Here is a 24,718-nt window from a genome sequence, read left to right as displayed (position 1 = left end):
GACAGCGCCAGGAGGCAAGACTCACATACCAGCCGGATCTGAGGCCCAGACATATTGCGGGGTTTCGACATCCACGGTCACCGGCGCCAACGCGGCGGCCATTGAAGGGTCTTGGGTGCGCACGTTGGCGTGATAGCCCGGTACAGGCTCGCGCAGCGGTAGGCCCTCAGTATCCAGCACTCCGGTGGGACGGGTAACCATGCCTGGCGGCAGCAGCTGCAACGAGGCTGTGGGGTGATAGAGGGTGCCGCTCTCTGGGTCTTTGATAAAGCCAGCGGCCAGCAGGGCCTTGGTCATGGCGGCCTGAGTGGATGCCTTGAGGTTGAAGTCGATAAAGTTGGTCATCGTATTGCCTTCATTTGATCGTCTGTCGGCGAAAAAAACCATGCCCTTAGATTTCGAACATGGCCGTAGTAATCTCGGGTTCCCGCAACATTTGACCCAGTAATGTAAACCGGGTCTGAATAAGGCTTAACGGGATAAGCTTGCCAAGGTGATGATATGTTTACGCCATCAAGCCACCGGGATGTATCACTGAACCTTGCTGCGATAGTTCTTCGAATCCCGACAATGTTGTTGGCGCCCCATGTCCCCGTGTTCATATCAATAAACGAGCCTTTATTGGCTGGGTCAGAAATCTCGAATACCCGAGGCCAAGAGTTAACCCCTTTACCCATTAATTTAATCTGAGCAGCAAAAGCCATGTTCATATCGGCAGGGATATTCCCTGACGATGCCAAATAAAGAATGTCCTTTGATCTTGTTGCTGCCGCGCCATTGGTTGGAATGTATGAGCTGGCAAACGGTAGTGCTTCAAATTGGAAGAAACAAATGTGAACAGGGATGGTGTCAATAGCCGTTGCCGCAAATCCGAAACCGGTATTGCCAATGGGGTTTGTAAGTTGACATTCCATTCTCCACCAACCGTTCCCCAAATATTTCCCTACCATTTTTATGCTAAGCGCCCCTCCTTGTCCCGCATAGATAATTGGCATATCAAGGGAACCGTCTGCCCGTTTTGCGAAACAAGAAAGAGTATGGACTCCAGACTGTTGTCCATATGAGGTACGAACATACGAAAAGTCTGTTGTATTTGGCGTTATTTTATATGCGCTTCCAACCACTCCTGTAGGGAGCGTAATTTGCTCTATCGGGGAATTAACAACTGACAATCCAGCCCCTTGGGTCCACCATATATTGGTACTTTGCCCTTCAACCAATATCCCCTCTTTCTCAAATCGCGGCTCATTCGCAGCAGCGGTTTTCAGCTGACCATCCTTACCAATGTAGGTTGCTGTAGTGCTGCGGCTGAAATTCACCATCCTGGCCACCACATCCGCACCAGAGCCAGCCATCACATCCCGCCCATAGCCGGTGATGAGGCGCAGGCTGTCAGAGAGCGGCGCCCACACATCCGGCAGGGGAAGCGCGGCGGCAGCCACGATCCCCGCCACACGGTCAGCCTCATCCTTGGCTCGGTTCGCTTCGTCCCTGGATCGATCTGCCTCGACCTTGGCCCGGGCGGCCTGGCCCTCGCCATCGCTGGTCACCCGCTTCCATGGGATCAACTTGTGGATGGTGCCATCTGGGGCTGTCACAGTGATTTCGGCCGCATCGCTGGTAAACAGCTGCTGCACCATGTCGGATTGGCCCTGGTAGTAGGACAACGAGGCATTTAGCTTGCGGGCAAACTCCGGGATAGAGTCAGAGAAGGTGGTGATCACCTCGTAGGCTTTGCCGGTACCGGTAACCCCACGAAACGCCTGCACCAAGAACAGCTCGGTGTTGGAAACCACATAATCGACCTCATAGAGGTCAACCGTTGCCCCGGTGGTCATACAAAAAAGGTGGCCCTTGGCCACCCCGTTCTTGGCATCTGCGAAGGTGGTTCCGGTGCCGGTCACCTTCTTGCTGCCGCTGGTGACAGCTACAGTGCCGTCACGCTTCCACAATCCTGCCATCTATGCGCCCCCTTACTGACCTGTCACCCGGTTAAAGCCGGCCTGCTGGCGGGCTTCCATACTGGCGTCAGCCTGGGTTTTCTCACCCAGCTGCTGCAGGAATGCGTTGTAATGGCCGGCAGCACGATTGCTGTTGGCGGCGTACTCGGCATCCTTGGAGAAACAGCGGTAGAGCATGAAGTCGATGATCGGGTTGATGTAGATATCATCCAGGTCTGCCAGCGCCGGCGTGTTGGTGTTCTCCACATCGGCCAGTTGCTTGGATTGCGGGGCGACCGAATAGATCACATCCACCTTGACCGCTTCGGCCGGGCCGGGATGCAGATAGAAGGTCTTGGGATCGCGATCTTCATAGCAGTAGTTATCAACTGATGTCGCTGTCTTGCCGGAGTGCCAATCTGGGTAGCTGTCATCCAACGCCTTGCGCGGCACGAAGCGAACCACCTTGCCGTTGGCATTGCGCAAGACTTCAATCAGGCGCAGGGCGTCAGCTGGCAGCGCCTGCTTGGTGCCGGCCGCGCAGATAAACTCGACGTTCTTGGTGTGAGCGTCAGGGCGAACCAGCACGATCGCCTTGGTGGCGTCGTTGTAGTAGTCCAGCAGCTCCTGTTTGGGCCAGCGGGTAAAAGTGGGATCGACCAGCAGGGTGTTGACCCGCTTGATGATGGTTGCAATGGACACGGTAGCCATGGCGACTCCTTAGAAAAAGCTGTGTTTGCGGGGCGGGTTGTAGAACTCAACTTGAGTCGGTGCGCTGTGCTGTTTGCGGAACCGGCCGGCACGCCGCCACCCTTCAACAAACTCGGCGCGATGGTAGTTGGCACGCTTTGGATCAGACCAGGGGCGGTCAGGTTGGGCGTAAAGCAGTGCGGCCACGCCGTGGGCTATGGCCTCTGAGTGGTCGGTGTAGAGCTGTGCTGGTAGTTCCTTGGCGCCTTTTACCGGGGCGGCTACGTACCAGATCCGTACATCATTGAAGTCGGCCAGGATGCTCAACTCATTTGCGGATAAGGCGAAGTAGTCACGCCCGGAGTCCAGTGGCACGCCATCAGCACCGGTGAGGTGCAGCACATTGCAGGAGGTGACCCCGTCCACATTGCACACCGCTTCCAGGCTACCGGCTGACGCGCTGGGAAGGAGGCGATCGAGAGTGATCAGCTCTGATTCTCGGCAGAAGGTGATCGCCGCTTCGGTTACGGCCTCCTCCAGCAGCATCTCGAGCGGGCCGGTGATGTGCAGCCTGACGGTAGGCAGGAACTGCTCGCGGGGCACCATCTGCATGATTACCCCTCCTGGCCAGCCGCCAGCTTGTCTTTCAGGGCGTCACGTACACGCAGCCGGTAGTCACCCACCTTCTCTTGAGGGGCTTGCGGCTCAACCTGCAAGTCCTCCCCCTCCACCAGGGTCGCCAGCTGGGCGCTGGTCATCTTGGTGAGGTCGCGGTCGCCGACCACAAAGCTTTGCTCTTCGGCCAGGCGGGCCGCTTCAGCAGCAATGCGTTCCTGCTCATCGGCCTCTGCCTTGGCAATGGCCCCCTGCCGCTCCAGCTCACCGGCCAGCGCGTCATGGCGGATCCAGACGGTGGGGAACTCCAGCAACTGCATGGCGATGTGACTCTCCACATCAACGGCGGTGTGGCGCGGGAACACCAGGCGGGAGCCGGTGACGGTGTCTTTCTTGCTCGGCTTGTCGCCGATATAAACCACGGCAATTTTGTCGCTCACGGCAATATCTCCAATCCAGAAATGAAAAAGCCCGGCGCAGGGCCGGGCATGGCGTGACGGGCAGCCTTACAGGTTGCCGATCACCTCATAGTGCAGCTTGAGCTTGACGGTGCCCGTTGCCGCACCACCGCCGACGGTGAGGGTGATCTCCTGGTCAGGTGCCGTCAGCAGGTCGTCAACCGGAATGTACTTGGCCACCGCCGTCACCGTGCCTTCGGCGTTGATGATGACGGTGTCGCCGATCTTGGCCGTAATGGTGGTGCTCGCGCCCAGTGCAGTGCTGAACATCGTCACTCCCACCACTTTCAGGTTGGGCTCCACTTTGTCGCCAAACGCGACGACGTCGCCGGCCGGTACCGCCGCCAGCTTGGCCACCAGGGTCGGAGAGATGGAAAGGTTGCCGAACGCACCGACAAACCAGCGGTACGCTTTGGCGATCAAGGTAGTTTTGGCCATGACATGGCTCCTTATTGGGTCTGATAAACAAGGAGGGGGGGCACTTACCCCCTCTGGTTTAGGGCTTAGCGGCCGATGGGGCTCACTGCGGTATCCATCACCATGCAGCCATGGTCTTGGATGTTGCCGTTGCGCTGCTTGAAGCGGATCTTCTGCAAACCGGACACCCAGTTGATGGAGAGCTCGGTCGCGTTGCCGTGGTCGGTTTTCTCTTCGTGCATACCGAAGGAGCCACCCTGCTCGCCAGAGCCGAAGGCATTGGCCAGCGCCTGGCCGCCCAGCAGCACGGCGCGATCGATGGTGGTACCAGCGATCTTGTCCACTTCCACCCCGGTTGCGGAGTTGGTCGCGCACACCTTGACGGCGCTGCCTTGGTTGAAGCGGATCGGCATGCCCTTGTACTGCTTGACCAGGATGCCTCGCCACATCGCACCTTCACCACGGAAGATGGGGTGATTCCAGCCCTTGGCACGCTCTGCCACCGCGGCCAGCATGGCATTCCAGTCTTTACCGGTGCTGGAGGTGTAGAAGTCGTGCCATTGGCGCGGGGTGACGTAGAGCACATAGAGCGGCTCGCCGCCGGAGGGGTCTGCCACCATGCGGATCGGCTGGATGGGGTTGGCCATCTCGGACAGATAGAGCGCCATGTTGTCCACGCAGCCGAGATTGAACCGGTCCGCGGCGTCAATGGCTTCGAAGGTGGTAGCATCCCCGCCGAAGAAGTGGCGCTCGTAGGTCGGCGCAGTCAGCGGGTTGATCATGATCTCCGAAAACTCGGGATCATCAGCCAGCGGCAGGATGATGTCGGTTGCCGAGTAATCGCCGCGAGCACCGGCCAGCTGGGCAAAGCCGCGCTGGTCAACCAGGCGGCCGTAGTAGCCATCCCCCAGCAGCACGCGAGCCGTCTTGATCAGGTCGTGCTTGGTGCGCTTCTGGCTCATCTTGCCGCCGGCATCCACACCATGGCGGGTCTGGTTGATCTTGAGCGAGAAGTCGGCGAAGGACATGCTCTCCAGACGTCCAGCCAGCTTCTTGTCACCCATGGTCGGGCGGCCAGACAGTTGGTGGAACAGCTGCATGTCTACTTCATCGCCCGCCCCCTTGCCGAGATCGGTGATGCGGACCACCGGAGCGCCGGCGCTGGTCTGCTTGCCGCCGTTGATTTTGGCGCCCTTGGGGGCCTCTTCGGTCAGCATGTTCACCAGCGAGTGGGAACGGTTGGCCGTCGTGAACAGGGCGGCCTGCATAATCTTGTTGGCTTGCGCCGAGGTGACTTGGGTCATGATCCTCTCCTACATGAAAACAAAAACCCCGACACAGTGGTCGGGGTTGGCTTGTATAGATGGGTTGTGGGTTAAAGCCCGGACTGTTCCAGCAGGGCGTCAATCTGGGCGTCGGTCATGTTGCCGAACTCCCCGACCAGCTCGGTCTGGGACATGGCGCTATAACGCTCAACACCGGTAGCCGGCGCGTGATGGGTTTGGCCCAAGGCTGATGGGCTGGACGGGATGTGGTCAGTTGGCTTTTCCGTTTCCTTGCTGGGTGCCTTAGCGGAAGGTGGCGCGGAGTCCACGGCATCACCAAAGGCCAGTTTGGTGCGGCGAGCAGCCTCTGCGAATCGCTCATCCAGTGACTTTCCTTGCCACGCGGGGTCAGCCTGGAGCTTTTCATCGACGATGATGGCGAAGTCGAAACGGTCCTGGTCCTTTTCCCGCCAGCTCACCAGGTCAGGTACCGCCTGCAGTGCGGCCTGCACCGGGGTGAGTGCGGGTTGAACCTGCTGCGGTGCAGCTTGTGGCTCCAGCTTTTGGAGCTTGCGAGCAATGGCTGCGATGGATTTGCCGAGATCCGGGTAGTCCTGCGCCAGCTGCTCGAGCTCCTCCTGACTGATGTCGTCGGGGTCCACATCGGGGTTGATCCCGTGCTTCTCCATCAGCGCCTGCAGCTTGTCCCGTTCAGCCTGGGCCTGCTGAGATAACGCCAACTGCTCACGCAGCTGCTTGGCTTCATTGCGCGCCTGCTCCAGCACTTCATACGGGATGGTGTGTTGACCATTCTTGGCCAGGATCACCTTCTCAGGCTCCGCGGCCCCTTCGCCGCCCGGCTCGGTGCTGGCTTGTTCGTTACCGGCTGCCACCTCGCCCGCCGACGGCGCGGGTTGCTCTACGTCCGTTTGCTTGGTACCAGTGCCATTATCCAGCTCGGCATCGGGCTCGCGCTCGATCGCCTCCAGCATGGCTTCCAGTTCGTCCAGGCTTTCAGTCCCGGTCAGGTTATCGATGTTCGTATCCATGGTTGTCCTCGTGGGTTTTCAGTGGGTGGTATCGCTGCCCAAGCGGGGGAAGGTTCTCTGAAAGAGCGCTCCCCGGCTGGGGCTGGGCACAAAAAAACCAGCTCGAGGCTGGTTATAAAAAAGCCCGCGGAAGGCGGGCAATGGCATAAGCACGGGAGTTGCTACACTCAAATGAGACAGTACCGAAGATGGAAGGCAGGCTCTACTGTCATTTCTACCAACGAAAAAGGCCCAATCTCGAGAGACTGGGCCATGTTGGAGAAATCGTAACGCTGGGCGATGAGGAAAGCAACTATCAGAGCGCGATCGCGTCTATCTGCTGCTGAATGGTGTCCAACAGCTGAGCCTGCAGGGCTGCCTGTTCGGTTTGTATCACCTGCTGCTCTGCGGCCAGTTGCTCCATCTCCTGCAACGTCTTACCGGTCTGGGCCTGCTTGAGGGCATCTTCGAAGCGGATGGAGTCGGTCAGCTTAGTGATGCGCTGAGCCTCTGCCTGCCACTTGGCGGCCTTGCCCTCCAACTCTGCCAGCTTGGCCTGCATCTCGCGCATTGCCAGCTCCTGCTGCATCTGGGCCTGCTGGGCCTGCTGCTCAGCTGCGGCACGCTCCTCGTCGTTCATTTCCTCCGGGTCTTTCTGGATGTTCAGGGCATTGCGGATCCGCTCCACAAACTCGGCCTTGCGCGGTACATCCATCAGCTCGACCAGCAGGTCAAAGCATGCTGCTGCAGCTTCTGGCGGTAACTGGGCCATAGCCTGGGTCATCCGCTCGGCCAGCTGTTGCTTGTAAGCGGCGGTTTGCTGGATCGGTGCCAGGGCGATATGAGCTCGCAGCCTGGTCACGTCGTTGGTCAGCTTGCCATCCTCTTGCTCCACGTTGAGGACCACCGCTTTGCGCCGGCGCGGATCGTCACGGTTCACCGTCACCTTGTAGTTGCGCTTGTTGGCCATATCCTCCAGCAGGTATGCCAGAGCCAGCTGGCCCACCTGTTGGCAGCCCATCCGGTAGTTGTCGTTGATCTCGGAGAGAGTTGTAGCGCCCTGCTCTACCAGGTTGCTGATGGCCACCCCTGACTGGCCGGTTGAGCCCTGCCCCAAGAAGGCCGCATAAACCCCCATGGTGTCCTGGATCAGCTTCACCGAGTCTTGCATCACCTGGAACTGCTGGGCCGCCACGTTGAAGTCCTGTTCCACCTTGAAGGCGTCGCTCACGCTGGTCTTGTTGGCGCGGTCCGGGTTGAGCTCGATATAGCCATCCGGGCGCTCAACCTGCTCAAGCACTTGATCCCGGCTCATGTTCGTGGCGTCCTTGTCCATGATGACGCGCTTGGCCTGCAGCAAGAACGTCAGCTTGATTCGCCGCAGGTTCACCTCGTCTTGCGCCGGCATGGCCCGAGCAATCAGCCCGTATGGCTCACCGGTGCGGTCTTTCCGGTATCCCCAGAACGGCACCAGCGGATACATGTTGTGGGGAGCAGTACAGGGACGGTCAACCAGATGATGGGGGCCGACAAACCAGGACTCCCGGATCACGGCCACCGGGCGGCGTTCCATCCTGGCCCGGCCCATGGCGAGCGCGGCCAGGTGCAACTGATTGGTCTTGTCGTACTCCAGCGCCCGGCCAGAATCGAGCATCAGCACCTGCCGCATGGTGTAGGTGCGGTAGTAGACCACCTGCAGCAACACCCGGTCCCGCTCTCGGCTGCACCACTCGACTTCCTTGCCGCTAAACTGGCTCCACTCGTCGTAAGCGCTGACCAGGTTGGGATCCATCCCCTCGATGGCGGTCAGGCTTGCCATCCCCTCCCAGTCGTTGACGCCCCACTCCAACGCCTGAGCCTTGCTCGGGAACATGGTCTTGGCCTCATCCAGATCGACCCAGCGGCGGCGCATCAGCCAGCGGCAGTCGCTCAAGTCAGGCTCCCGGCTGTGCCAGTCCCAATAGACCTCATCACGATGGACGTTGCTGAACTTGTAGCGCGGGCCGAACGGGTCATCGCGCCGGCAGACCTCCACCCAGCCCATGCCGGTCTTTATCTGGCCGCCGTAGGCCTCACCACGGGCACGATCCAGTCCGCCCAGGCGGCACATGTCGGCGTATTCAGCATTGACGGCCTCGGCCAGCTGCTCGAGCTCATCGTCATGGTCATCGGCGATCACCATCAGATCGGTGCGGCTCTTGGCCTCCATCCCCAGCACGCCATCAATGGTCGGGGCGATGAGATTGTGGATGGTGATGGGCTGACCCCGCTCCTTGAGCACCTTGACCACCTCAGGGGGCAGTTGATCCCCGTCGTAGTAGGCGCAAGCCCGGTTCGCCATTGAGCGCCAATCTGGCTGGCCGTTGATATCGCTCATCAGTTTGAGCAGGCGTGGGGTATCGAGGCCGCCTTTTTCAGGGGCCTTGGGTTGGGCGTTGATCATCAGTTGGCCATCCAGTGCTTGGGTTTGCGGGAGGTTTCGGGTTTGACGATGCGGGCCGGCATCCGGGCGCGCATCTCTTGGGCAATCATGTAGCTCATCAGTTGGTCGTCGTAGCAGCCGTCCTGGGCGTTCATGCTGCCGCTCTTGTCGTAGACGTAGGTGGTTGCCTCGTGAATGGTGCCTATCCAGCGGATCCCGGACTGCCCGGCACGCAGCAGGGCCTTGAGGCCATCAACCAAGATCGGCTTGGACTGCCGGGTGGTGAGCCAGCCGAGGCGCGGTGTCTCGTCGTCGCGGTCCCGGTCGAGGTGCTCCTGGGTGTAGATGCGCCGGGTCGGGTAGATTTCACGGAGCTTGAGCAGCACGGCGTGACCGTGGTTGTTGCGCTCCGGGCCGATGTAGGCCGGACCATGCTCTGCGGTACCGTAGAACCTGCCAACGTGGGCCAGCAGTTGGGCAAACAGCCCGGGATCCAGGTGCCCGAACCAGTGGGCCACCTGCCGGCCGTCGCTCTTGGCAGTCACGTCGAGGCTTGAACGGTCGCCGTGCTCCAGCCCTTCCGCAACGTCGGCGCCGATGGCGTAATCCTCGTCGGGGTCTGGCAGCTCCCAGACCAGCAGCATGTTCTCGAGGGAGCGCTGGCCACGCTCGTCCAGCTTCTCAGGCTTGCGAGCCTTCTCCCGCTTGCCGGTCACCGGGTCGATGTCATAGACGATGAGCGGGGCAATGCAATCGCCCTCGGCATCCATGGTGTGGATAGGGTCGAACACCCGGCGACCAGAGGTCAGGAAGGCTTCCAGCGGCGTGCTGGGGAACTCCTGCTTCATCTCTGCGCCCAGAGTGGACTCTTTCAGCACGTACCACTGCCGCTGCTCGTCGGTGATTGTGCAATTCATCGCCTTCTCTACCGCGGCGAAATACTCCACCTGGGTCTTGCTCATCACCACGCCGGATGCCGGCACGTCAGCACGATACTTGGGGTCCTGCCACCAGGCGAAGAAGTGGAACTTCCAGTCGAGCTGGCTGAGCTCACCGGAGGCCCTGGCCAGCTCGAGGGACTTCATGCTCATGGCGTGGAAGTCGCCGCCCACGCCTTCCGCTGTTGATTCGATGAAGGCCACGGCGCCCGGGTGGATCGCCTGCAGGGTACCGGTGCGCACCTCCTTGGCCTTCTCAGGGTACTTGGCGCAAATCTTCCCGTGCTCGGAGACATGCAGGCGCTGGACGGTACCGGAGCGAAACGAGGTGGCCACCTGGATACTGGAGCCATGGCGGAATAGGATATGGCCGCCATTTGCCCCACCGCGCCGGGTCACCACCTTGAACTGGGTCTTGAGCCAGCCCGGCAGGTTATCGAACGGGACTTCAATCTTGGTGCGGTAGATCTCGCCGGCGGCCGTCAGGTCCTGGGCGATGATCCCGCACTTGATGTTCTTGTTGAACAGCGCCTCGTCCAGCAGATAGATGTCGATGGCGGTGGAGAACCCAAGCTGGCGCGCCTTGAGGATGATGTTCAGCCACCACATGGTCTTGAACAGCCGCTCCTGCGCCGGGCGCAACCGGAAGCGCACCAGCTGGCCCTGCTCATTCTCGATCATGTAGAGGTTGTTCATCCTCCACCACTTATCGCTGAGCTTCGAGCGGATGTAGGCCATCTGCTCCTGCTCAGTCATGGCGGAGGTGTCGGGTTCAGTCATCGGGGATCTCAGGCAATAAAAAACCCGCCGAGGCGGGTTTATCTTAATATTGGACTCTAAATAATAAACTGGCTTGTTAAATACGATATGGCGCTAATGCAGGCTAACCAAGATGGCAGTTTTGCATGACAAAACTCTGGATACTTATAGGCACACTGTAAATATGACACTGCGTATGAAAAATAAAACTGAAGATGTTCAACAACACCCTTCACCCTCTCCATCTTCCATCCAACAGCCCTATCACTGTCTCTATCTATTAATGTCACACATACGATGATTTTATAAAAAGATGAAACGCAGATGCTTATGGGGTAATTATATGGTTCGTGCTCATCGAACAATTCTTTCCACGCTGTGCGATAGTATCTCACACTCCTGAACTTTCCTTCATAGTCGCCTGGGCCGTGATAGTATGTTGATTCAGCCCCGAGGGCCTTTACTGAAATTCTTCGGCTAATTCTAGTATTTTCGTAAACCTGCGCTTTGAGCTTTTCATTCTCCTCAAAGGAAAATTGTTGATGCCTCAACCAGAGGTATCCCATAACGGCTAGCGCAGCCCATTCCAACCAGTTAGGGCGACTGAATATCAGCTTCACCCCAAACATCACAATTTCTGTAGCATTAGCGTTCGGATCTGCCTTGCTAAGAGACCCGCCTGCAATTACAAAAATAAGTATTCCAGTCGCCACAACCATTAGTCGTTTTCGGTACAGCTCTTCCATTTCCGCGTTAGAAGCCACCATCACACTCCAATTATACCGGTTGCTATATTTTGTATGCTATCACGACATCAATCCACCAGTCCCCATCCCCTGCAGCTCAGTCACCATCTCGCTGACCGGCGTGGCCTCGCTGCCCCCATCCTTCTCGAGCCGGTCGGCCTCGGCGGTCAGCTTGCGAGTTGCTGCTCTGATGCGGCGGGTGTCCTCCTCGATCTTGGGCACGTTAACGGCATCAACCATAAGGGCGCTCAGGGTCCGCTCGATGGACTCAATCCGCTGGATGTTGCGGTCGAGGGCCTGCTCGGCTTTCAGGATCTTGTCATAGAGCGCGATCCGGTCGGTCATCTCGGTGGCCGTGACCAGGTCCTGCTGCAGCCCCTTGAGCAGCTTGGTGACGGAGATAACGCGCGCCCGAGTGAACTCCAGCTCATCACGTAGTTGCAGCTCGCGGGCTTGGTCGAACAGCTCCTCGGCATCGAGGAACTTGGCGTAACCGCCATGGGTCTTGGCTATCTGCATGCCGGGCTTGATGTTGGCGGGCGGGTTCGGGTTGCCTTCATACTCGCCTCGGACGAAGCGGCCAGCACCATCCCGCCCTTTGTTTTTCGAGGTCTGGTCCGGCTCGGGCTGAGATTGTGTGGAAGAGAATGACTTCTCCCCTCTTCCCTCTCCCCCTTTCGCCTTGGCCTCATTCCCTTTGGCTTGCGCACTTTGCGCAGATTGCGCAGTTTTGCGCACTTCGGAATGCGCAGTTTGCGCAGCTACGCGAGATTTATCAGGTTGCGCAGGGGATTGTCCCCGAGATTTCAAATAGCGACGCGCCGAGTTGTAGTTCAGGCCGCGGCTGTTGCACCAGTCTTTCGCACTGATGCCTGTCGCTTCATGCTCCTGCAGGAACTCTGCATTGAGCTGTGCCCAGTCGGTCTTTGCCATTTAGATAGATAACTCGCCTTCAACGATGGTATCGCCGGGTACCGGCTTGTGGGCTGCAGCTACCACCACAGAAACACCGGAAGAAAGAACAACCACCGCCTCAGCCCCGTCGTAGTGCTCAACACGGGTGATAACCCCAGTCACATCGATACCGCTTTCCACTTCACTGCTCCAGTTCATCTGCATCACCTCCTCCCCTTCCCCAGAAAAACAAACCCCGCCGTTATGGGCGGGGTGTCATGGTTGCGGTACGCAGGGAGTCATAGGCTCGCTCGCAGGCTAGTCCTGATACTCGAGCTCGGTCATACGCTGCTGCCAGCTCACCCGCTCTTTCGTCAGCCCGGCTGAGCAGGTCGGCGAGCACCATGGCAGGCTGTTCGGCTGCCGGGCTTCCTTGGGGAGTGCGGGAATGGCTGGCGCACCTACTTGCTCGGGCTGCCAGGCGGCGGGCTTGCTCGCGCAGCCGGCCAGACTCAACGCCAGCAGCAGCGGCATCAGTTTGTGCTTGGGCGATCTGTTCTTGTGCATGGTCTCTCACCTCATCGATTTCTGCCTGCCGGCGCTGCTCTTCCTCCCGAGCCTTCAGCTCAGCCTTGGTCCTAGCAGTAGCGAGGCGGGCAGCCTCTTCATTCCACTTTGCCTGCCAGGTATTGCGCTCCCCCTCCTCCCCAGCAGCATGACCGGACCAGTAGAGCGCCGCACCACCGCCAGCCAGGGCGGCTATCACCAAGGCACCGGCCAGGAACGGAAGCGCCTTGCTCTGCGGAGTAACACCCATCACTCCCCCTTGCACTTCGCATTGAGGCGCAGCCGGTCTTTCCAGAGCCCGGGGCAGACCCGGTTCCCTGGCGCCGAGCAGTCCTGGTTGCCAGCCCGCTTGAACAGCAGGATCGCTTCACAGGCCCCGGGGTAGTCGCCGGCGTTCAGGCGCTTCACGATGGTGGAGCGGCAGAAGGCGCCGGGGCCGATGTTATGGGAGAGCTCGACATAGGCGTCGAACTCATACTGATGGAGTGGTACCTGGATGCATGCCTTGAGGGCATCCTCGAACACCCGCACCTCCCGAAGACTCCTGTTCACCGCGGCGACGGGCGTGATGGTGTCACCCATCTTGACCCCTTCGGTGCTCCCAAAGCCGAGCGTGGGGAGCTTGGTGCCATGTACCGGGTCGGGGTAAGCCGTCGGCTCAAACCCCTCCCGATTCAGGAGCCCCACAAAGCCCGCCGCGCTCAGACTGAGCGCGGCAATGGCAATGCGGACCTTGTTCATTTTGCACCTCCCTGCTGGCGACGCGGCTTGATGATGTTCGACCAGATAAACCAGCCCATCTGAACCGCTATCCACATCAACGTGGCGGCCAGCACCCAGTCATTGAGCGAGTACCCGGCCAACGTCATGCCGGACACCACCACCGGCGGCGCGCTCTTTGCCACCCCTGCAGCAGCCGCAGCCGTCGCGAGATCTTCTTCTTTCCCCATGCATCGCCCCTCCAGAAACGACAAAGCCCGCACGAGGCGGGCCAGAAATGAAAAAGGCCAGGGTCACGGGGACTCTGGCCATCTTTGAGCAATACTAACGCTGGGGCGGCGGGGATTCAACCAGAAGCAGGCTCCCTAGTTATTTGGCCTCTTCGCTCTCTCCAACGCTTCACCAGAAGCACGATAAGACACATCGGTCCCAGTACCAGCAGGCAAACCAAGCTCACCATCAATTTTGCAAATTTCCGATCGAATGAGCTTTTTATTGACGCGTCATAGACAACATTTTCATCCCCATACCAGTAGTCAATGATGCGCTGAACAGCATACCTGCTGTATGGGTACAGCATGCCTAGCACTAGAAACTCCACAGTAATGATCAGCCAGCTCACCACTGGTACATGATTTTTTTGTGGCGTTATGAGAGTCATTGCAACCGGGAATGCCACGAAGAGGCAAAGCGATACAATGAGCTGCCTTTTGAAAAACCAACGGGGCAGCAATAAAAGTGTTTTTTCTTCAGTCATTTCGGCTTCCGGCACCCCGGCATTGTTCATGAGGATAATATGGCTACTTCGCGGACATTTTCGCATCCCAGCGATTGAACATCCCGTTCAAAACGATGGCCATGCCCAAAGTGACCAAAAATCCAACGATACCCCACATATAAGAACCGACAGCAATGATGGCAAGCATCAGTAAAGCCACCATAATTTTCAGCAAGATCATGTTTTTCCTTACATATACATCAGAGTCGCACTATTTAAACACCATTTGGAACCTTGTTGCAAAACCATAGCATGAGGTTGTGACGCTACCTGCAAGACCAACATATCCAGAGCCAATCGCTCCACGGTGATCTTCATCATGGGTACAGCTATACTGTATTTATATACAGCACAATAGAGTTCCAAACATGTACGCAGTTCCCGACCTTGAAGCCCCGGCGCTGGAAATCCCCTTGTTCCTCTCCCCCGCAGCCTGTGGCTTCCCGTCTCCCGCCCAGGACTACGTGGAGCAGACCATCGACCTGAATCAGCTCTGCATCGCACACCCGGCGGCAACCTACTTCGTTCGGGCGGCCGGTGACAGCATGGTGGATCACGGGATACGTGATGGTGACCTGCTGATCGTGGACCGCAGCCGCAAGGCGCGCCACGGCAGCGTGGTGGTCGCCGCAGTCGATGGCGAATTCACGGTGAAGGAGCTGCAGCTTGAGCCATCGATAGCGCTACTGCCTGGCAACCGGGCATATCGGCCCATCCATTTCAGTGAGGGGCAGGAGCTGGAAATCTTCGGGGTGGTGACCGGTGTCGTGCGCCTGATGCCAACCCCATGAACAAACACAGTGCTGTTGCTCTGGTCGATGTGAACAACTTCTACGCTTCCTGCGAGCGGCTATTCCGGCCTGACTTGAAGGGGCGCCCCATAGTGGTGCTCTCCAACAACGACGGCTGTGTGGTGGCCCGCTCAGCGGAGGCCAAGGCGCTCGGCATCAAGATGGGGGTCCCCTACTTCCAGATCCGCCAGTTCTTTGAGGCCATGGGCGGGATCTGGTTCTCCAGCAACTACGCGCTCTACGGTGACATGAGCCAGCGGGTGATGAGCATTCTGGAGGGGATGGCCCCGGCGGTGGAGGTATACAGCATCGATGAAGCGTTCATCGAGCTGAGCGAGAGATGGGCGGGCGATCTGGTGGAGTATGGCCGCCAAGTCCGCGAGCGGGTGCTGCAGTGGACGGGTCTCACCGTCGGGGTGGGTATTGGTCCTACAAAGACCCTGGCCAAACTGGCGAACTACGCCGCCAAGAAGTGGCCGGCGACCGGGGGCGTGGTGGATCTGCGGGATGAGGGGCGGCGCGCCAGGCTGATGGCCATCACCCCGATCGAGGAGGTGTGGGGCATTGGCCGGCGGCTGTCGGCCAAGTTGGAGGCCCAGGGCATCAAGACGGTGGCGGACCTGGTTGCTGCTGACCCCAAGGTGCTGCGCCGCTGGTATGGCGTGGTGGTCGAACGCACGGTGCAGGAGCTGCGGGGGCTCCCCTGTGCCGAGCTGGAGCAAGAGGCCCAGGCCAAACAGCAGATCATCTGCTCGCGCAGCTTTGGGGAGCGCATCACCCAGATCGGCCCTATGCACCAGGCGCTGGCTGGCTACATGGAGCGGGCAGCTGAGAAGCTCCGGGGGGAAGGGATGTGCTGCCGCCACGTCACCCTGTTCATCCGCACGAGCCCGTTCAGCGACAAGGCCCCCTACTACGGCAACCAGGTGAGCACCAAGCTGGCCATTCCCACCAATGACACCCGGGCGCTGCTGGCCCTGATCCCCCAACTACTTCCCCGGATCTGGCGCGATGAGCAACGTTATCAGAAGGGGGGCGTCATGCTGGCCGACTTCACCCCGGCCCACATGCAGCAGGGCGACCTATTCGCTGCGGAGCAGCAATCACCGCGCAGCGAGGCGCTGATGCAGGTCATCGACAAGATCAATCATGGGCGACTGGGCAAGGTCTACTTCGCGGCCCGCGGCCGGGATACCCGGGAATGGATGATGAAGCAGGAGCAACTCAGTCCCCGCTATACCACCTGTTTCAACGAGCTCCTCGAGGTGAAGGCATGACCTTAGATAGACGAGCTAGCTTCAAACGTAGGACATCCACTTTGGCGGGTGGTGCTTTGCTTGGTGGTTCTGGATTTATGCAGATCACTTTAATGAAAACACGATGGGAGCTTCTCTTGCCGGGCTCTCGCTTACAGCTCCTAGTCTCAGCCACAGTATCGATATAACTCAGTCTGCGCAGGTAAAGGATCACACTAGCAGCCACAGCATCAGATACGCCAAGAATGCCGGTGATTGAATGTAGATCGAAAAAGTCGCCATACATAAGGCCCCAGCTAGCGACCTTCAGAGCCATTGGCCTAAGCACACTCCTCTGCATCCCCTCCCCCCTTCAAATACAGACTCAATTGCTATAGACCGCCTATCCCGATCCCGCCAGCACTTGGGAGCCACAAACAAAACAAAGATCCATTTAACCCCCATATGGGGCACCATAGTTGATAGATCTATCAACTAAGAATATACCTTGCTGGCCCCTTAGAGCACTGCAGTTCAATCACATAACGAGCACAAGGATGAACCTATGAATACCACCGTGGATAACGCCAAAAAAATCGTCACTCGGAATATTTATGTTTCACTTTCAGCCGGCGAAGGCCAGGTCAACTTCAACGAGATCTTCTCGATCACGGATCCCAAGATCGCACCACAGGCTTTTGCGATGGCCAGGGTGTTCCAAGATGCTCTGGTATCAACAGCCGATGGGAAGTCACTCCGGTTTGATGTTCAAAAAGCACTTACCCTGATCAAGGGCAACAAGGACATGGCTGTGATCAACTTCACCGACCAGGTAGTAGAGCAGTCCAATGCTGCGGTCACGCTCATGGTGGATAAGGTGCTGGAAATCCTGAACAAGGTACTCGGGGTGGTGCTCGGTGAAGTTCCGAAGGCGAAACTGGTCGAGTCAGTCACCAGCGCCTTTACCAACCTGAATGAGCAGAAAGACAGTGCTTGGATCTTCTGGGAGAAGAGCGAAGCACACAAGACAACTTATCAGTACAACATACTGTTCGGGGTCCAGTCCAAAGATACCGGCCTGTTCCTGTACGGGTTGCCTATGGGGATGGAGATTAACGTAGATATCGAGAAGGAACGTGTCCTCTTTATCACCCTGAAGGACAAGGAGTCCTACCGTGTCCACCTGCAATCACTGTCTGTAGTCGAGATGATAAAGACTCCAGCCAACTTGCAGTTGGCCGCCAAGGGCGGGAAAGATCCGCTCCAAGAGGCGCAAGAGTTCTTCACCCAGCACAAAAACAAAGAGCCGGTACGTATCAAGTAAGAAATCTATGCAACAGAAACGCCCTTCTGAGAAGGGCGTTTTTCGCTGTATCGTTGAACAACAGGTATCAGGCTATCCGCATCTCCCTCACCTGCTGGTCCATGACCTTGGTTAAGTCTGACGCTTGGTGGATCACCTCATCAACCAACCGCTCGACATGCTGACGCATCTCCTGACCGAACCGGCGCGACACCAACTCAGCATCGGGTACTACTCGCCCGGTACCATAGCACTTCGGGCACTCATCACCGCGGCGTGGCCGCAATCCGGTTCCCCTGCAGTGTGGGCAGCGCCCTGAGTGCATCATCTCAGCGACACAGTGGTCGCGTGCCAACTGCAAGATCCCGTTCCGCTCATCCAGCAGGCGCTGGTACTCGTGCTCATTCCCCGCTCGGTGCGCCCGTTTAGCCTTCTCCATCACCACTGCCGCCCGGCGGCGCTCTTTGTCATAATGCGGGTGGGACATCACCAGGCGCTCCAACTGCTCAGGCAAAGGGCGGCGCAGCAGGATAGCCATGGCCATACCGCCGGCATCACTGCTGCCAAGAGCGGTGCAGAAGTGGGTCAGCAGTCCCTGGATGGCTTGTTCATCCATCAGGTGATCAGCTATCAGATACTGATAGCCCCGGGGGTTATCCTTGGCAGCTATCTGCAGGGCCACCAGGATGTCCTCGCGATTCAGTGGGCCGGCAGTCCCCCGGGCGACTTCGGTCAGAGCGCCACGGGGAGAGAACAGGCGTAGGGCCATTTCCAGTGATTTACTCATGTTAAATCCTCCTTAACTAACCATGGCCTGTTCAGCCTGATACTTGCTCTACTCATCAGTACTCCACTGCACGCCTTTAGTTGTGAACTTAGCTGCAGACCTGACCCGTTGTTTCCCCATCGCCCAACCCCAGAAACGAAAAAACCCGCACAGCTGCGGGCCAGATACGAAAAAGCCGGGCTCACGAAGAGTCCGGCTATGATGAGGAGATTTTGTGCCACACGACCGCAAATAGCAAGCAATCGAAGATATTGGCAGGTGTCGGATTATTTACGAGCATTGAATCAATACATGGCCAGTTCTCGCAACAGTGTCAGGGGGGGGACTTTGCCGAACGTAGAAAAGGAAAGCGGAGCCTATGGCTCCGCTTAATCTCATGAATTGGGTCAAGTATACCGACGCGACCTAGCGATTCTGACCTAAACGAGCAAACTAAGCCTTCATTCCGGGCCCATCCACAGTACAGAAAGTCATGGTGTCCAAATTCACCACATGGACACGACGCCAGTTGTGCTTAAAAGACTCTCCTTGGTTCGTAAAAACCTGAGCATCAGAGCTTATCGCCTCTTCAACCTCTGCAATGTTTGTAAAACTAACCACCATTGTCACTTGGGGGTTATTCAAAACCCAATGGCGAGCGTTGCTTAATTGGTTGAAACCAGATGTTGCATTCCACATACCGCCGCCACGGTGCCTTTCCTCACCAGGAATCAGGGGGCGACGGCTCCGGCTCAACTCCCGATATTTTTTCAGGGTTCGTATTGCAGGATCGATTGACGCATTCTTAAGTACAGAGAAGACGTCAGACCATTCTACGGTCGAAGACACAGTAGGCCGATCGTAGATGAGTACTTGCCCTGGTTGGTAGTGCATTGGTTTGGTTAGAAAACTGAGTTCGTTATACAGCTCTACATCTACAACGTAGCCACCATAAAACTGACACATGTGGTTAGCCAAAAGGGTCTTCCCAGATCCTTCACTACCAACCAGGGCCACAAATTCCAGCTTTTCAGGTTCGCGAGATTGAATTGCCAGCTCAAACAACTGCCGTGCATTTTTCTGCCATTCAGTACCAAATTTGGGAGGCAAGCTCTTGGGAAATGCCTCACCAGTGAAGATCGCGCTTTCTTGTACGAGCCGATCTTTCTCTTCGCGACGCATCCCGCTTATGACAGGATCAGCTGCTTGCTTGCGCATGTCGTGCGCATGGTTAGCACCAAAGTAATGAGCGACAAGCTCAAGTGCCTCATCCATGCTCATAGTGTAGGAGCCATCGGGATTACGATGGGCGTTGCGGATTGCACGGGCAACGCGTTTCACATCAATGTCGCTGGCGAAGAGGGTTTCCCCTCTGAAATAGAACGAAGTCATACTAACCACTCCTCAGTTAAGTAGTGGTGCCGCAGCGGAAGACGCTGGTAGCAGCAGGACGCTTGCAGCATGCACCATTACCCAGTTTCAGTAAGGGATGGTTAACATAGCTTGTAATAGAAAGAAGTAGAGCCTCGCCTAATCGGCACCCCGTAGAGCAACTGCTCCTGCGTCCGGAGTTAGCAAATTCAATTTAGAGAAATTTGTCTGATTGGTCAAACAGATTGAGGTGACACTTTGTCACGTTCGCTTTTCTACGCCGCCTTGGCCTTATCCAGATACTGGTGAAACGCCCTCACCGCATCGCCATAGCAACGCTGCAGTTCCTTCTCGGCTTGGAGCTCTATATCAATGGTCAATGCCGGAGCTGAGATGTAACCAGCGTGGCAGTGCGGGCAAGCGTGCGGCTTCGGCTTGGTCAACTCCCCCGTGCCGGAGCAGGCGGGGCAGCGTCCCCCCTGGGTATCGCGATCACAACGGGAAACGATGAGCGCCCGCACCCGCGCCGCGTTGTAATGATCCCCCAACAGCTCTAGCTCCCTGGCCCGCTTCGCCTCACGGCGACCATAGGGATGGTGGCGCTTGTAGAGGCGCAGCAGCCGATCGCTATCGCCATTCAGTTCAGCCGCACTCATCACCGCGCTGACTGGGTAGCCGCTGACCAGCTGACGCATAGCCAGACCATCTGACAAGTGGCGGGCGCGTAGCACCATCACCCCAACAGGGTGCAGGCGCTCAGCATGCGCCAAGGCGGCCAAAGCCACCTCCCTGCCCACCCCATCCGGAGAGCGACCAGCGCATTGTGACTCCGCCTCGATGGACACCGCCTTGGGTGCATGCAGTTTGATAAGAAGCTCGATGCTCATGGGTTGGTCCTCTGGTCTGGGTCCTGGTTGAAGGCGGCGAGCAGCCAGGCGCGCAACTGGCCGGATTTGATGTGCTCGGGCGTGGCTTCGATGACAGTCCACCCGAGCAAGGCAGCCTCGTTCATCTTGGCGCGGTCCTCTACAAACCCACGGCCCCGAGTATGCCGGCCACCGGAGTGGATACCGCCGTGGACCTCGACGGCGATCATGCGGGCCGGCCAGGCGTAATCTAGACGCCATTTACGCTTGGGGTGGAACAGCAGCTCTATGGCTGGGTCAGGAAAGCCAACCAGCTGGGCCAGCACCTTGTCGTGCAGGTTGGTGACTTGTTGGGCCTTGCGCACCTGGTTGGCTGCACTCCTGACTTTGGGGTTGTTACCCAATAGCCGGGACGCATCGAGGGCGGAAAGGTGGATCATGCCGCCCTCCCGATGGTGTTCTTGCGCAGTTCGGTGACTTCTCTGGCTACCTGCCCCAGCAGGGCCCTCTCGCTGCCGTGCTCCTGCTGCCAGGTGCGCGGGGCAGCATGGAAACCGGTGGGGTAACAAGCGCGGTGATGCCGCGGGCACAGCGGCAGCACTCTGGTATGCTCGGCGCGCTGGGCCATGCCAGACCCAGAGCGCACATGATGGATTTCAGCAGGCGTGGCGCCATACCCGGCATTCCTGCATGCAACGCAGCCAAGCGAGCTCACATCGTCCAGCCACTGCTTATCAGCCTTGGTCTTGCTCATGCAGCCCTCCCGTAGGCGGCTACCCAGTCGAAGCCGCGGCGGGATTCATCTCCGAACTTCACGCCCTGCTCAGCACCAAAGGCCTGGGCCAGCTCGATGAGGTCGCGCATCTCGCGCACGGTCATCTTGGAGGTGGACTTGCCCAGCACCACGAACCCATTACCGTCGATGTTCGGCACCACGTCTTGTTGGTACAGGGCCGCACTGAGCACATGCTTCCAGTCCTCCTTGGAGAGCTTGCGGCCGTGCCAGACCACCTGCTCGGCGATATCGGTCATGACTGCCCAGAACAGGGCATTCTGAGCCAGGGAACGGGTCATCTCTTTGACTTCGATGACTAGCGGCTTGTCCTGGTCAACCGGCAGGCCTGCGACCAACTGGCAAGCACGGGACCGGATTTCAGGGCTGCGGAGGATATATTTGGGATAGGAGCTCATGCCGCATCAGTCCCTATCAGTACAAGGGAAAGCTGTGCTCGTGCCTTGAGCTGGGCTTGTTCTAGACCCAGCGCTCGTTTCTCTATGCGTCGCTGGGCCAGCCCTTGTCCATGGAAAGAACCTTTGGAGACAGACAGAGCCTCCCGCCTAGCAAAGTCGTGCAGGAGATACTGCAGATCTCGATTCTCGTGGAGTTGTTCCATCATCCAGTTGAACGCTCGGATGTAGAGCAGTTTGAACTGGGCAGCCTTTTTGCCAGTAAATCCCATGACCAAGAACACCATGCCGTCTTTCGAGATCAGGTACTCGGGTCTGGAATCGCCATTTTTATCAATGAAATCAGTCAGCTCATAATTGAGCGCAGTGAATTCCTCGTCACATTCGAGCAAGCGGATAGCTCGCAGTACGTTGCGATGTTCCTTCTCAAACAGTTCAGCAATTTGACGAGAGGTAGTGAACACCTCCCCATCCTGGGCACTCACCAGCTTCTTGAACAACTCGATCTGCTCGGGAGTGTACTGAGGGGCGATAGGCTTGATGTGGTGGATACTGCCGCAGCCGCGAGGGCGTGCCGTAGATAGATCTCGGGTATGTGCTTTGGTCATGGTCTGGGTCCTTTGGTTACTCAAAGCCGGGTGGTCTAGGTCCGGCATTGGCAATGGTACCCACTGTTGAGAATTTCTGTCACGCACAACAAAACCATTCAGAACAATCTGAGTCCCTTGTATGATTTACTTCCACTCATCACCTTATCGACTAAGAGATTGTTCATGTTCGAGTTAATAGAGAAAGCAATGGCTCATTTGCAGTCAGGCAATTATGCAATTCTGATCGCAGTCATCATCGCAAGCCTGATATATAAATCACTCCCTTTACTCGATGCTTATCATACACACAGGAAGCGTCGAGTAACCGACCTGGAAAACACGATTAAGAGTGATAACATCAGCTCATCTTTCAAGAAGAACCTTAAAGAAGAGATTGAGAGTGAACATTTTAAAATTGTATATGGCGTCAGGGCCAAGAAATCCCTGATAGATCAGGTGTTCATGCTACACAATAAACTAGGAGGGGAAAGGACACTTCATCAATTTGCCAATGCTCTGAAACTCTATCCAAAGGTAATCCGGGGCAGTGATGGGAAGTACAAGCTTGATGTTGGACTCATAGATTTTTTCTTTGGATTATATCATCTCTTTTTTGGCTTTATTTTCTTGGCGCTAGGGTTGCTCGCATTATATATCCAAATCGACCTGGGTTTGTTTGCTCTGAATGGACGACCATTAATTCTAATAGCTATCATGATTATTGGAGGCATATACATGTTCTATGTGGGCACTCCAGTATTATCCTTGAGAGCCATAAACCGGGCGCTTAAACACAGGGCTTAGTGCTAGCCTGCTGTTGTCCTCAATGCCAATCAACGATGGGTGGCACCTCTCTACATATGGAACCATTCGAGTTACCATGTCCCCTCTTTCCGTGGTCAGCTGTCTCGAGGGGATTTCAGTGGCATTCTGGTGGGTAAACCATAAGCAAACGTACAGTGCAGAGGTCGGGGGCGGCTACATCTGGTCGCCCAAGACAAACCGTAACGGTTCGAAGAATCAGACCTATATCAACCTCACGCTGACCCGGCCGGGGGATGTTGTTATCTCCTACGCCGGCGGGCTTATCAAGGCCATTGGCCTAGTAGCAGCCCCTTGCAGCGAGAAGTCCAAGCCCTCTGAATTCGGCAGTGCCGGTGATTCCTGGTCAGATATGGGCTGGGAAGTTCGCATCGACTGGGAGCAGTTGAAGAAGCCAATCCGCCCGAAGGACCACCTGGAGTTGATTGCTCCCCTCCTCCCACTGAAAAACTCCCCTTTGCGGGCAACCGGGGATGGGAATCAGAGCTGTTACCTGGCCGGCATCAGCAACGAGCTGGGCGACCTGCTTCTTTCACTGGCTCCAGAAGTGCAACTCCGAGCGGCCACCCCCTCTCGCACCTGGAACGTCGAAGTCTTCGACAAAAAGGAAAAGGAGTATCTGGCCTGGGTTGAAGCAAACCCATCGGGCTTTGTAGCCAACATGGACAAAGCCAAGAGCATGAAGCAGTACCCGATGATCCACTCCGCGGGTGATGCTGCTATCTCGAAAGATAAGCGTGGCAACTTCACGACCAACGATTATTTCAAAATCTGCTCAACGAACTTCCGAGAGCTCAGGAACTACCTTAAGCACGAGTACCATCACTTCACCTACTGCATGAAGTGCTTTGAGATATTGGAAGAGCGGCAGGAGCATGACGAAGCGGCAGCAATCGAGGAAATCCAGCATTCCACGCTGCCTGTGACCGAGAAGGAGCAGTTGGTGAAGTCGCGCCGCGGTCAGGGCCTCTTCCGCAGTAGGCTTGAGAAAATAGAGCGCGCCTGCCGGGTCACCGGTGTGAACAACCAGGCTTTGCTGATTGCCAGCCACATCAAACCCTGGAGTGAGAGTAATAACGCCGAGCGCCTGGATGGGAACAACGGCCTACTACTTTCCCCTCACATCGACAAGCTGTTCGACCGCGGCTGGATTACCTTCACTGACGCTGGCGACCTGCTGTGTGCCGAGCCCAGCATCGAGCAAGTGCTGCAGCAGTGGGGCGTTGAGCTGCCTCTGAACGTCGGCCACTTCGAACCCAAGCAAGCCGTATACCTCGCCTATCACCGAAACGAGATTTTCAGAACCGAGCCCATCGCTGCAGCCTGATTCCTCCTATCCTGAGCGGGCGCCTTTCTCCCGCTCTACCCTCCCCCTACGGCAACCCTACAAATCTGTGTTCCCCTCGTTATCCAGTTTTCAACTGACTCAACACTAGGAACCATTTGAGGTATCATATTACCAAACACTCCCCCCATAAGTCAGACAAGGAGCTGTGTATAAAAATTAGTTTTTTGTAGGGTTTACTTAAGGGCTGTTGATTTTTCCTAT

30 protein-coding genes are annotated in these 24,718 nt (G+C 57.3%); 5 read left to right on the top strand and 25 right to left on the bottom strand.

Features of this window, described 5'->3' with window-relative positions; all coding sequences use genetic code 11:
* Positions 1-21 precede the first annotated feature (21 nt).
* The 18 genes from QLG02_RS15340 to QLG02_RS15255 form a co-directional block, all read right to left on the bottom strand.
* On the bottom strand, positions 22-345 hold the full coding sequence (locus tag QLG02_RS15340; RefSeq protein ID WP_041215989.1) for a hypothetical protein: 324 nt from the start codon (positions 343-345) through the stop codon (positions 22-24).
* A complete protein-coding gene (locus tag QLG02_RS15335) occupies positions 342-1,961 on the bottom strand; it encodes a hypothetical protein (RefSeq protein ID WP_282465590.1) in 1,620 nt (539 codons plus the stop codon). The genes QLG02_RS15340 and QLG02_RS15335 overlap by 4 nt, the downstream gene beginning before the upstream one ends.
* A gap of 12 nt (positions 1,962-1,973) precedes the next feature.
* Positions 1,974-2,651 carry a DUF6682 family protein gene (locus tag QLG02_RS15330; RefSeq protein ID WP_041215987.1) on the bottom strand — a complete coding sequence of 226 codons (678 nt, stop codon included), beginning with the start codon at positions 2,649-2,651 and terminating at the stop codon, positions 1,974-1,976.
* A 9-nt stretch (positions 2,652-2,660) separates the two neighbouring features.
* On the bottom strand, positions 2,661-3,242 hold the full coding sequence (locus tag QLG02_RS15325; RefSeq protein WP_052143466.1) for a hypothetical protein: 582 nt from the start codon (positions 3,240-3,242) through the stop codon (positions 2,661-2,663).
* A 2-nt stretch (positions 3,243-3,244) separates the two neighbouring features.
* Entirely contained in the window at positions 3,245-3,685 is a 441-nt protein-coding gene (locus QLG02_RS15320; protein ID WP_041215986.1) for a hypothetical protein, read from the bottom strand.
* A 66-nt stretch (positions 3,686-3,751) separates the two neighbouring features.
* A complete protein-coding gene (locus QLG02_RS15315; RefSeq protein WP_041215985.1) occupies positions 3,752-4,141 on the bottom strand; it encodes a hypothetical protein in 390 nt (129 codons plus the stop codon).
* 65 nt (positions 4,142-4,206) lie between these two features.
* A complete protein-coding gene (locus tag QLG02_RS15310; RefSeq protein WP_041215984.1) occupies positions 4,207-5,424 on the bottom strand; it encodes a DUF4043 family protein in 1,218 nt (405 codons plus the stop codon).
* A gap of 71 nt (positions 5,425-5,495) precedes the next feature.
* Positions 5,496-6,434, bottom strand: a complete 939-nt coding sequence (locus QLG02_RS15305; protein WP_282465589.1) for a hypothetical protein — start codon at positions 6,432-6,434, stop codon at positions 5,496-5,498.
* Positions 6,435-6,729: 295 nt separating this feature from the next.
* Positions 6,730-8,856, bottom strand: a complete 2,127-nt coding sequence (locus tag QLG02_RS15300) for a portal protein (protein WP_282465588.1) — start codon at positions 8,854-8,856, stop codon at positions 6,730-6,732.
* A complete protein-coding gene (locus tag QLG02_RS15295) occupies positions 8,856-10,553 on the bottom strand; it encodes a terminase (RefSeq protein ID WP_282465587.1) in 1,698 nt (565 codons plus the stop codon). The genes QLG02_RS15300 and QLG02_RS15295 overlap by 1 nt, the downstream gene beginning before the upstream one ends.
* Positions 10,554-10,609: 56 nt before the next feature.
* Positions 10,610-11,278, bottom strand: a complete 669-nt coding sequence (locus QLG02_RS15290) for a hypothetical protein (protein ID WP_282465586.1) — start codon at positions 11,276-11,278, stop codon at positions 10,610-10,612.
* 60 nt (positions 11,279-11,338) lie between these two features.
* Positions 11,339-12,211, bottom strand: coding sequence for a terminase (locus QLG02_RS15285; protein WP_282465585.1), 873 nt, complete (start codon positions 12,209-12,211; stop codon positions 11,339-11,341).
* Positions 12,212-12,391: a hypothetical protein gene (locus tag QLG02_RS15280; protein ID WP_242522821.1), complete on the bottom strand. Its 180-nt coding sequence runs from the start codon at positions 12,389-12,391 to the stop codon at positions 12,212-12,214.
* A 43-nt stretch (positions 12,392-12,434) separates the two neighbouring features.
* Positions 12,435-12,989, bottom strand: coding sequence for a DUF2514 family protein (locus tag QLG02_RS15275; RefSeq protein WP_282465584.1), 555 nt, complete (start codon positions 12,987-12,989; stop codon positions 12,435-12,437).
* On the bottom strand, positions 12,989-13,480 hold the full coding sequence (locus tag QLG02_RS15270; protein ID WP_282465583.1) for a lysozyme: 492 nt from the start codon (positions 13,478-13,480) through the stop codon (positions 12,989-12,991). Before QLG02_RS15270 ends, QLG02_RS15275 begins: the two co-directional genes overlap by 1 nt.
* Entirely contained in the window at positions 13,477-13,689 is a 213-nt protein-coding gene (locus QLG02_RS15265) for a hypothetical protein (RefSeq protein WP_041215975.1), read from the bottom strand. The genes QLG02_RS15270 and QLG02_RS15265 overlap by 4 nt, the downstream gene beginning before the upstream one ends.
* Positions 13,690-13,805: 116 nt before the next feature.
* Positions 13,806-14,216: a hypothetical protein gene (locus QLG02_RS15260; RefSeq protein WP_282465582.1), complete on the bottom strand. Its 411-nt coding sequence runs from the start codon at positions 14,214-14,216 to the stop codon at positions 13,806-13,808.
* A 43-nt stretch (positions 14,217-14,259) separates the two neighbouring features.
* Positions 14,260-14,418 carry a hypothetical protein gene (locus QLG02_RS15255; protein WP_279452637.1) on the bottom strand — a complete coding sequence of 53 codons (159 nt, stop codon included), beginning with the start codon at positions 14,416-14,418 and terminating at the stop codon, positions 14,260-14,262.
* Positions 14,419-14,605: 187 nt separating this feature from the next.
* Here QLG02_RS15255 and umuD point away from each other — a divergent pair, with 187 nt between their 5' ends.
* The 3 genes from umuD (at position 14,606) to QLG02_RS15240 (ending at position 17,587) form a co-directional block, all read left to right on the top strand.
* Positions 14,606-15,028: a translesion error-prone DNA polymerase V autoproteolytic subunit gene (umuD, locus tag QLG02_RS15250; protein WP_282465581.1), complete on the top strand. Its 423-nt coding sequence runs from the start codon at positions 14,606-14,608 to the stop codon at positions 15,026-15,028.
* Positions 15,025-16,305: a translesion error-prone DNA polymerase V subunit UmuC gene (gene umuC, locus QLG02_RS15245; protein ID WP_282465580.1), complete on the top strand. Its 1,281-nt coding sequence runs from the start codon at positions 15,025-15,027 to the stop codon at positions 16,303-16,305. Before umuD ends, umuC begins: the two co-directional genes overlap by 4 nt.
* A 523-nt stretch (positions 16,306-16,828) precedes the next feature.
* Positions 16,829-17,587 (top strand): cytolytic delta-endotoxin (insecticidal protein), encoded by a 759-nt coding sequence (locus QLG02_RS15240; protein WP_219254383.1) that lies wholly within the window; start codon positions 16,829-16,831, stop codon positions 17,585-17,587.
* Between the two features lie 67 nt (positions 17,588-17,654).
* Here QLG02_RS15240 and QLG02_RS15235 read toward each other — a convergent pair whose 3' ends face one another.
* The 7 genes from QLG02_RS15235 to QLG02_RS15205 form a co-directional block, all read right to left on the bottom strand.
* On the bottom strand, positions 17,655-18,353 hold the full coding sequence (locus QLG02_RS15235; RefSeq protein WP_282465579.1) for a TIGR02642 family protein: 699 nt from the start codon (positions 18,351-18,353) through the stop codon (positions 17,655-17,657).
* Positions 18,354-18,785: 432 nt separating this feature from the next.
* Positions 18,786-19,724, bottom strand: coding sequence for a hypothetical protein (locus QLG02_RS15230; protein WP_282465578.1), 939 nt, complete (start codon positions 19,722-19,724; stop codon positions 18,786-18,788).
* Between the two features lie 254 nt (positions 19,725-19,978).
* Complete coding sequence (locus QLG02_RS15225) at positions 19,979-20,590, bottom strand: hypothetical protein (RefSeq protein WP_282465577.1); 612 nt, start codon at positions 20,588-20,590, stop codon at positions 19,979-19,981.
* Complete coding sequence (locus QLG02_RS15220; protein WP_282465576.1) at positions 20,587-21,009, bottom strand: hypothetical protein; 423 nt, start codon at positions 21,007-21,009, stop codon at positions 20,587-20,589. Before QLG02_RS15220 ends, QLG02_RS15225 begins: the two co-directional genes overlap by 4 nt.
* Positions 21,006-21,323, bottom strand: coding sequence for a Ref family recombination enhancement nuclease (locus QLG02_RS15215; protein ID WP_282465575.1), 318 nt, complete (start codon positions 21,321-21,323; stop codon positions 21,006-21,008). Before QLG02_RS15215 ends, QLG02_RS15220 begins: the two co-directional genes overlap by 4 nt.
* Positions 21,320-21,760: a recombination protein NinB gene (locus QLG02_RS15210; protein WP_282465574.1), complete on the bottom strand. Its 441-nt coding sequence runs from the start codon at positions 21,758-21,760 to the stop codon at positions 21,320-21,322. The genes QLG02_RS15215 and QLG02_RS15210 overlap by 4 nt, the downstream gene beginning before the upstream one ends.
* Positions 21,757-22,365 carry a Rha family transcriptional regulator gene (locus tag QLG02_RS15205; RefSeq protein ID WP_279452616.1) on the bottom strand — a complete coding sequence of 203 codons (609 nt, stop codon included), beginning with the start codon at positions 22,363-22,365 and terminating at the stop codon, positions 21,757-21,759. The genes QLG02_RS15210 and QLG02_RS15205 overlap by 4 nt, the downstream gene beginning before the upstream one ends.
* Before the next feature lie 165 nt (positions 22,366-22,530).
* On the opposite strand from QLG02_RS15205, the gene QLG02_RS15200 reads away from it, so the two are divergent.
* A complete protein-coding gene (locus tag QLG02_RS15200; protein WP_168756503.1) occupies positions 22,531-23,151 on the top strand; it encodes a hypothetical protein in 621 nt (206 codons plus the stop codon).
* Between the two features lie 118 nt (positions 23,152-23,269).
* Positions 23,270-24,496, top strand: a complete 1,227-nt coding sequence (locus QLG02_RS15195; RefSeq protein ID WP_282465573.1) for an HNH endonuclease signature motif containing protein — start codon at positions 23,270-23,272, stop codon at positions 24,494-24,496.
* Positions 24,497-24,718: the final 222 nt, after the last annotated feature.

Source organism: Aeromonas sp. V90_14 (genome assembly GCF_029967615.1).
Classification (GTDB): domain Bacteria; phylum Pseudomonadota; class Gammaproteobacteria; order Enterobacterales; family Aeromonadaceae; genus Aeromonas; species Aeromonas hydrophila.
Note: the sequence above shows the minus strand (reverse complement) of the source record. Positions and strands in the feature narration are given on the sequence as shown.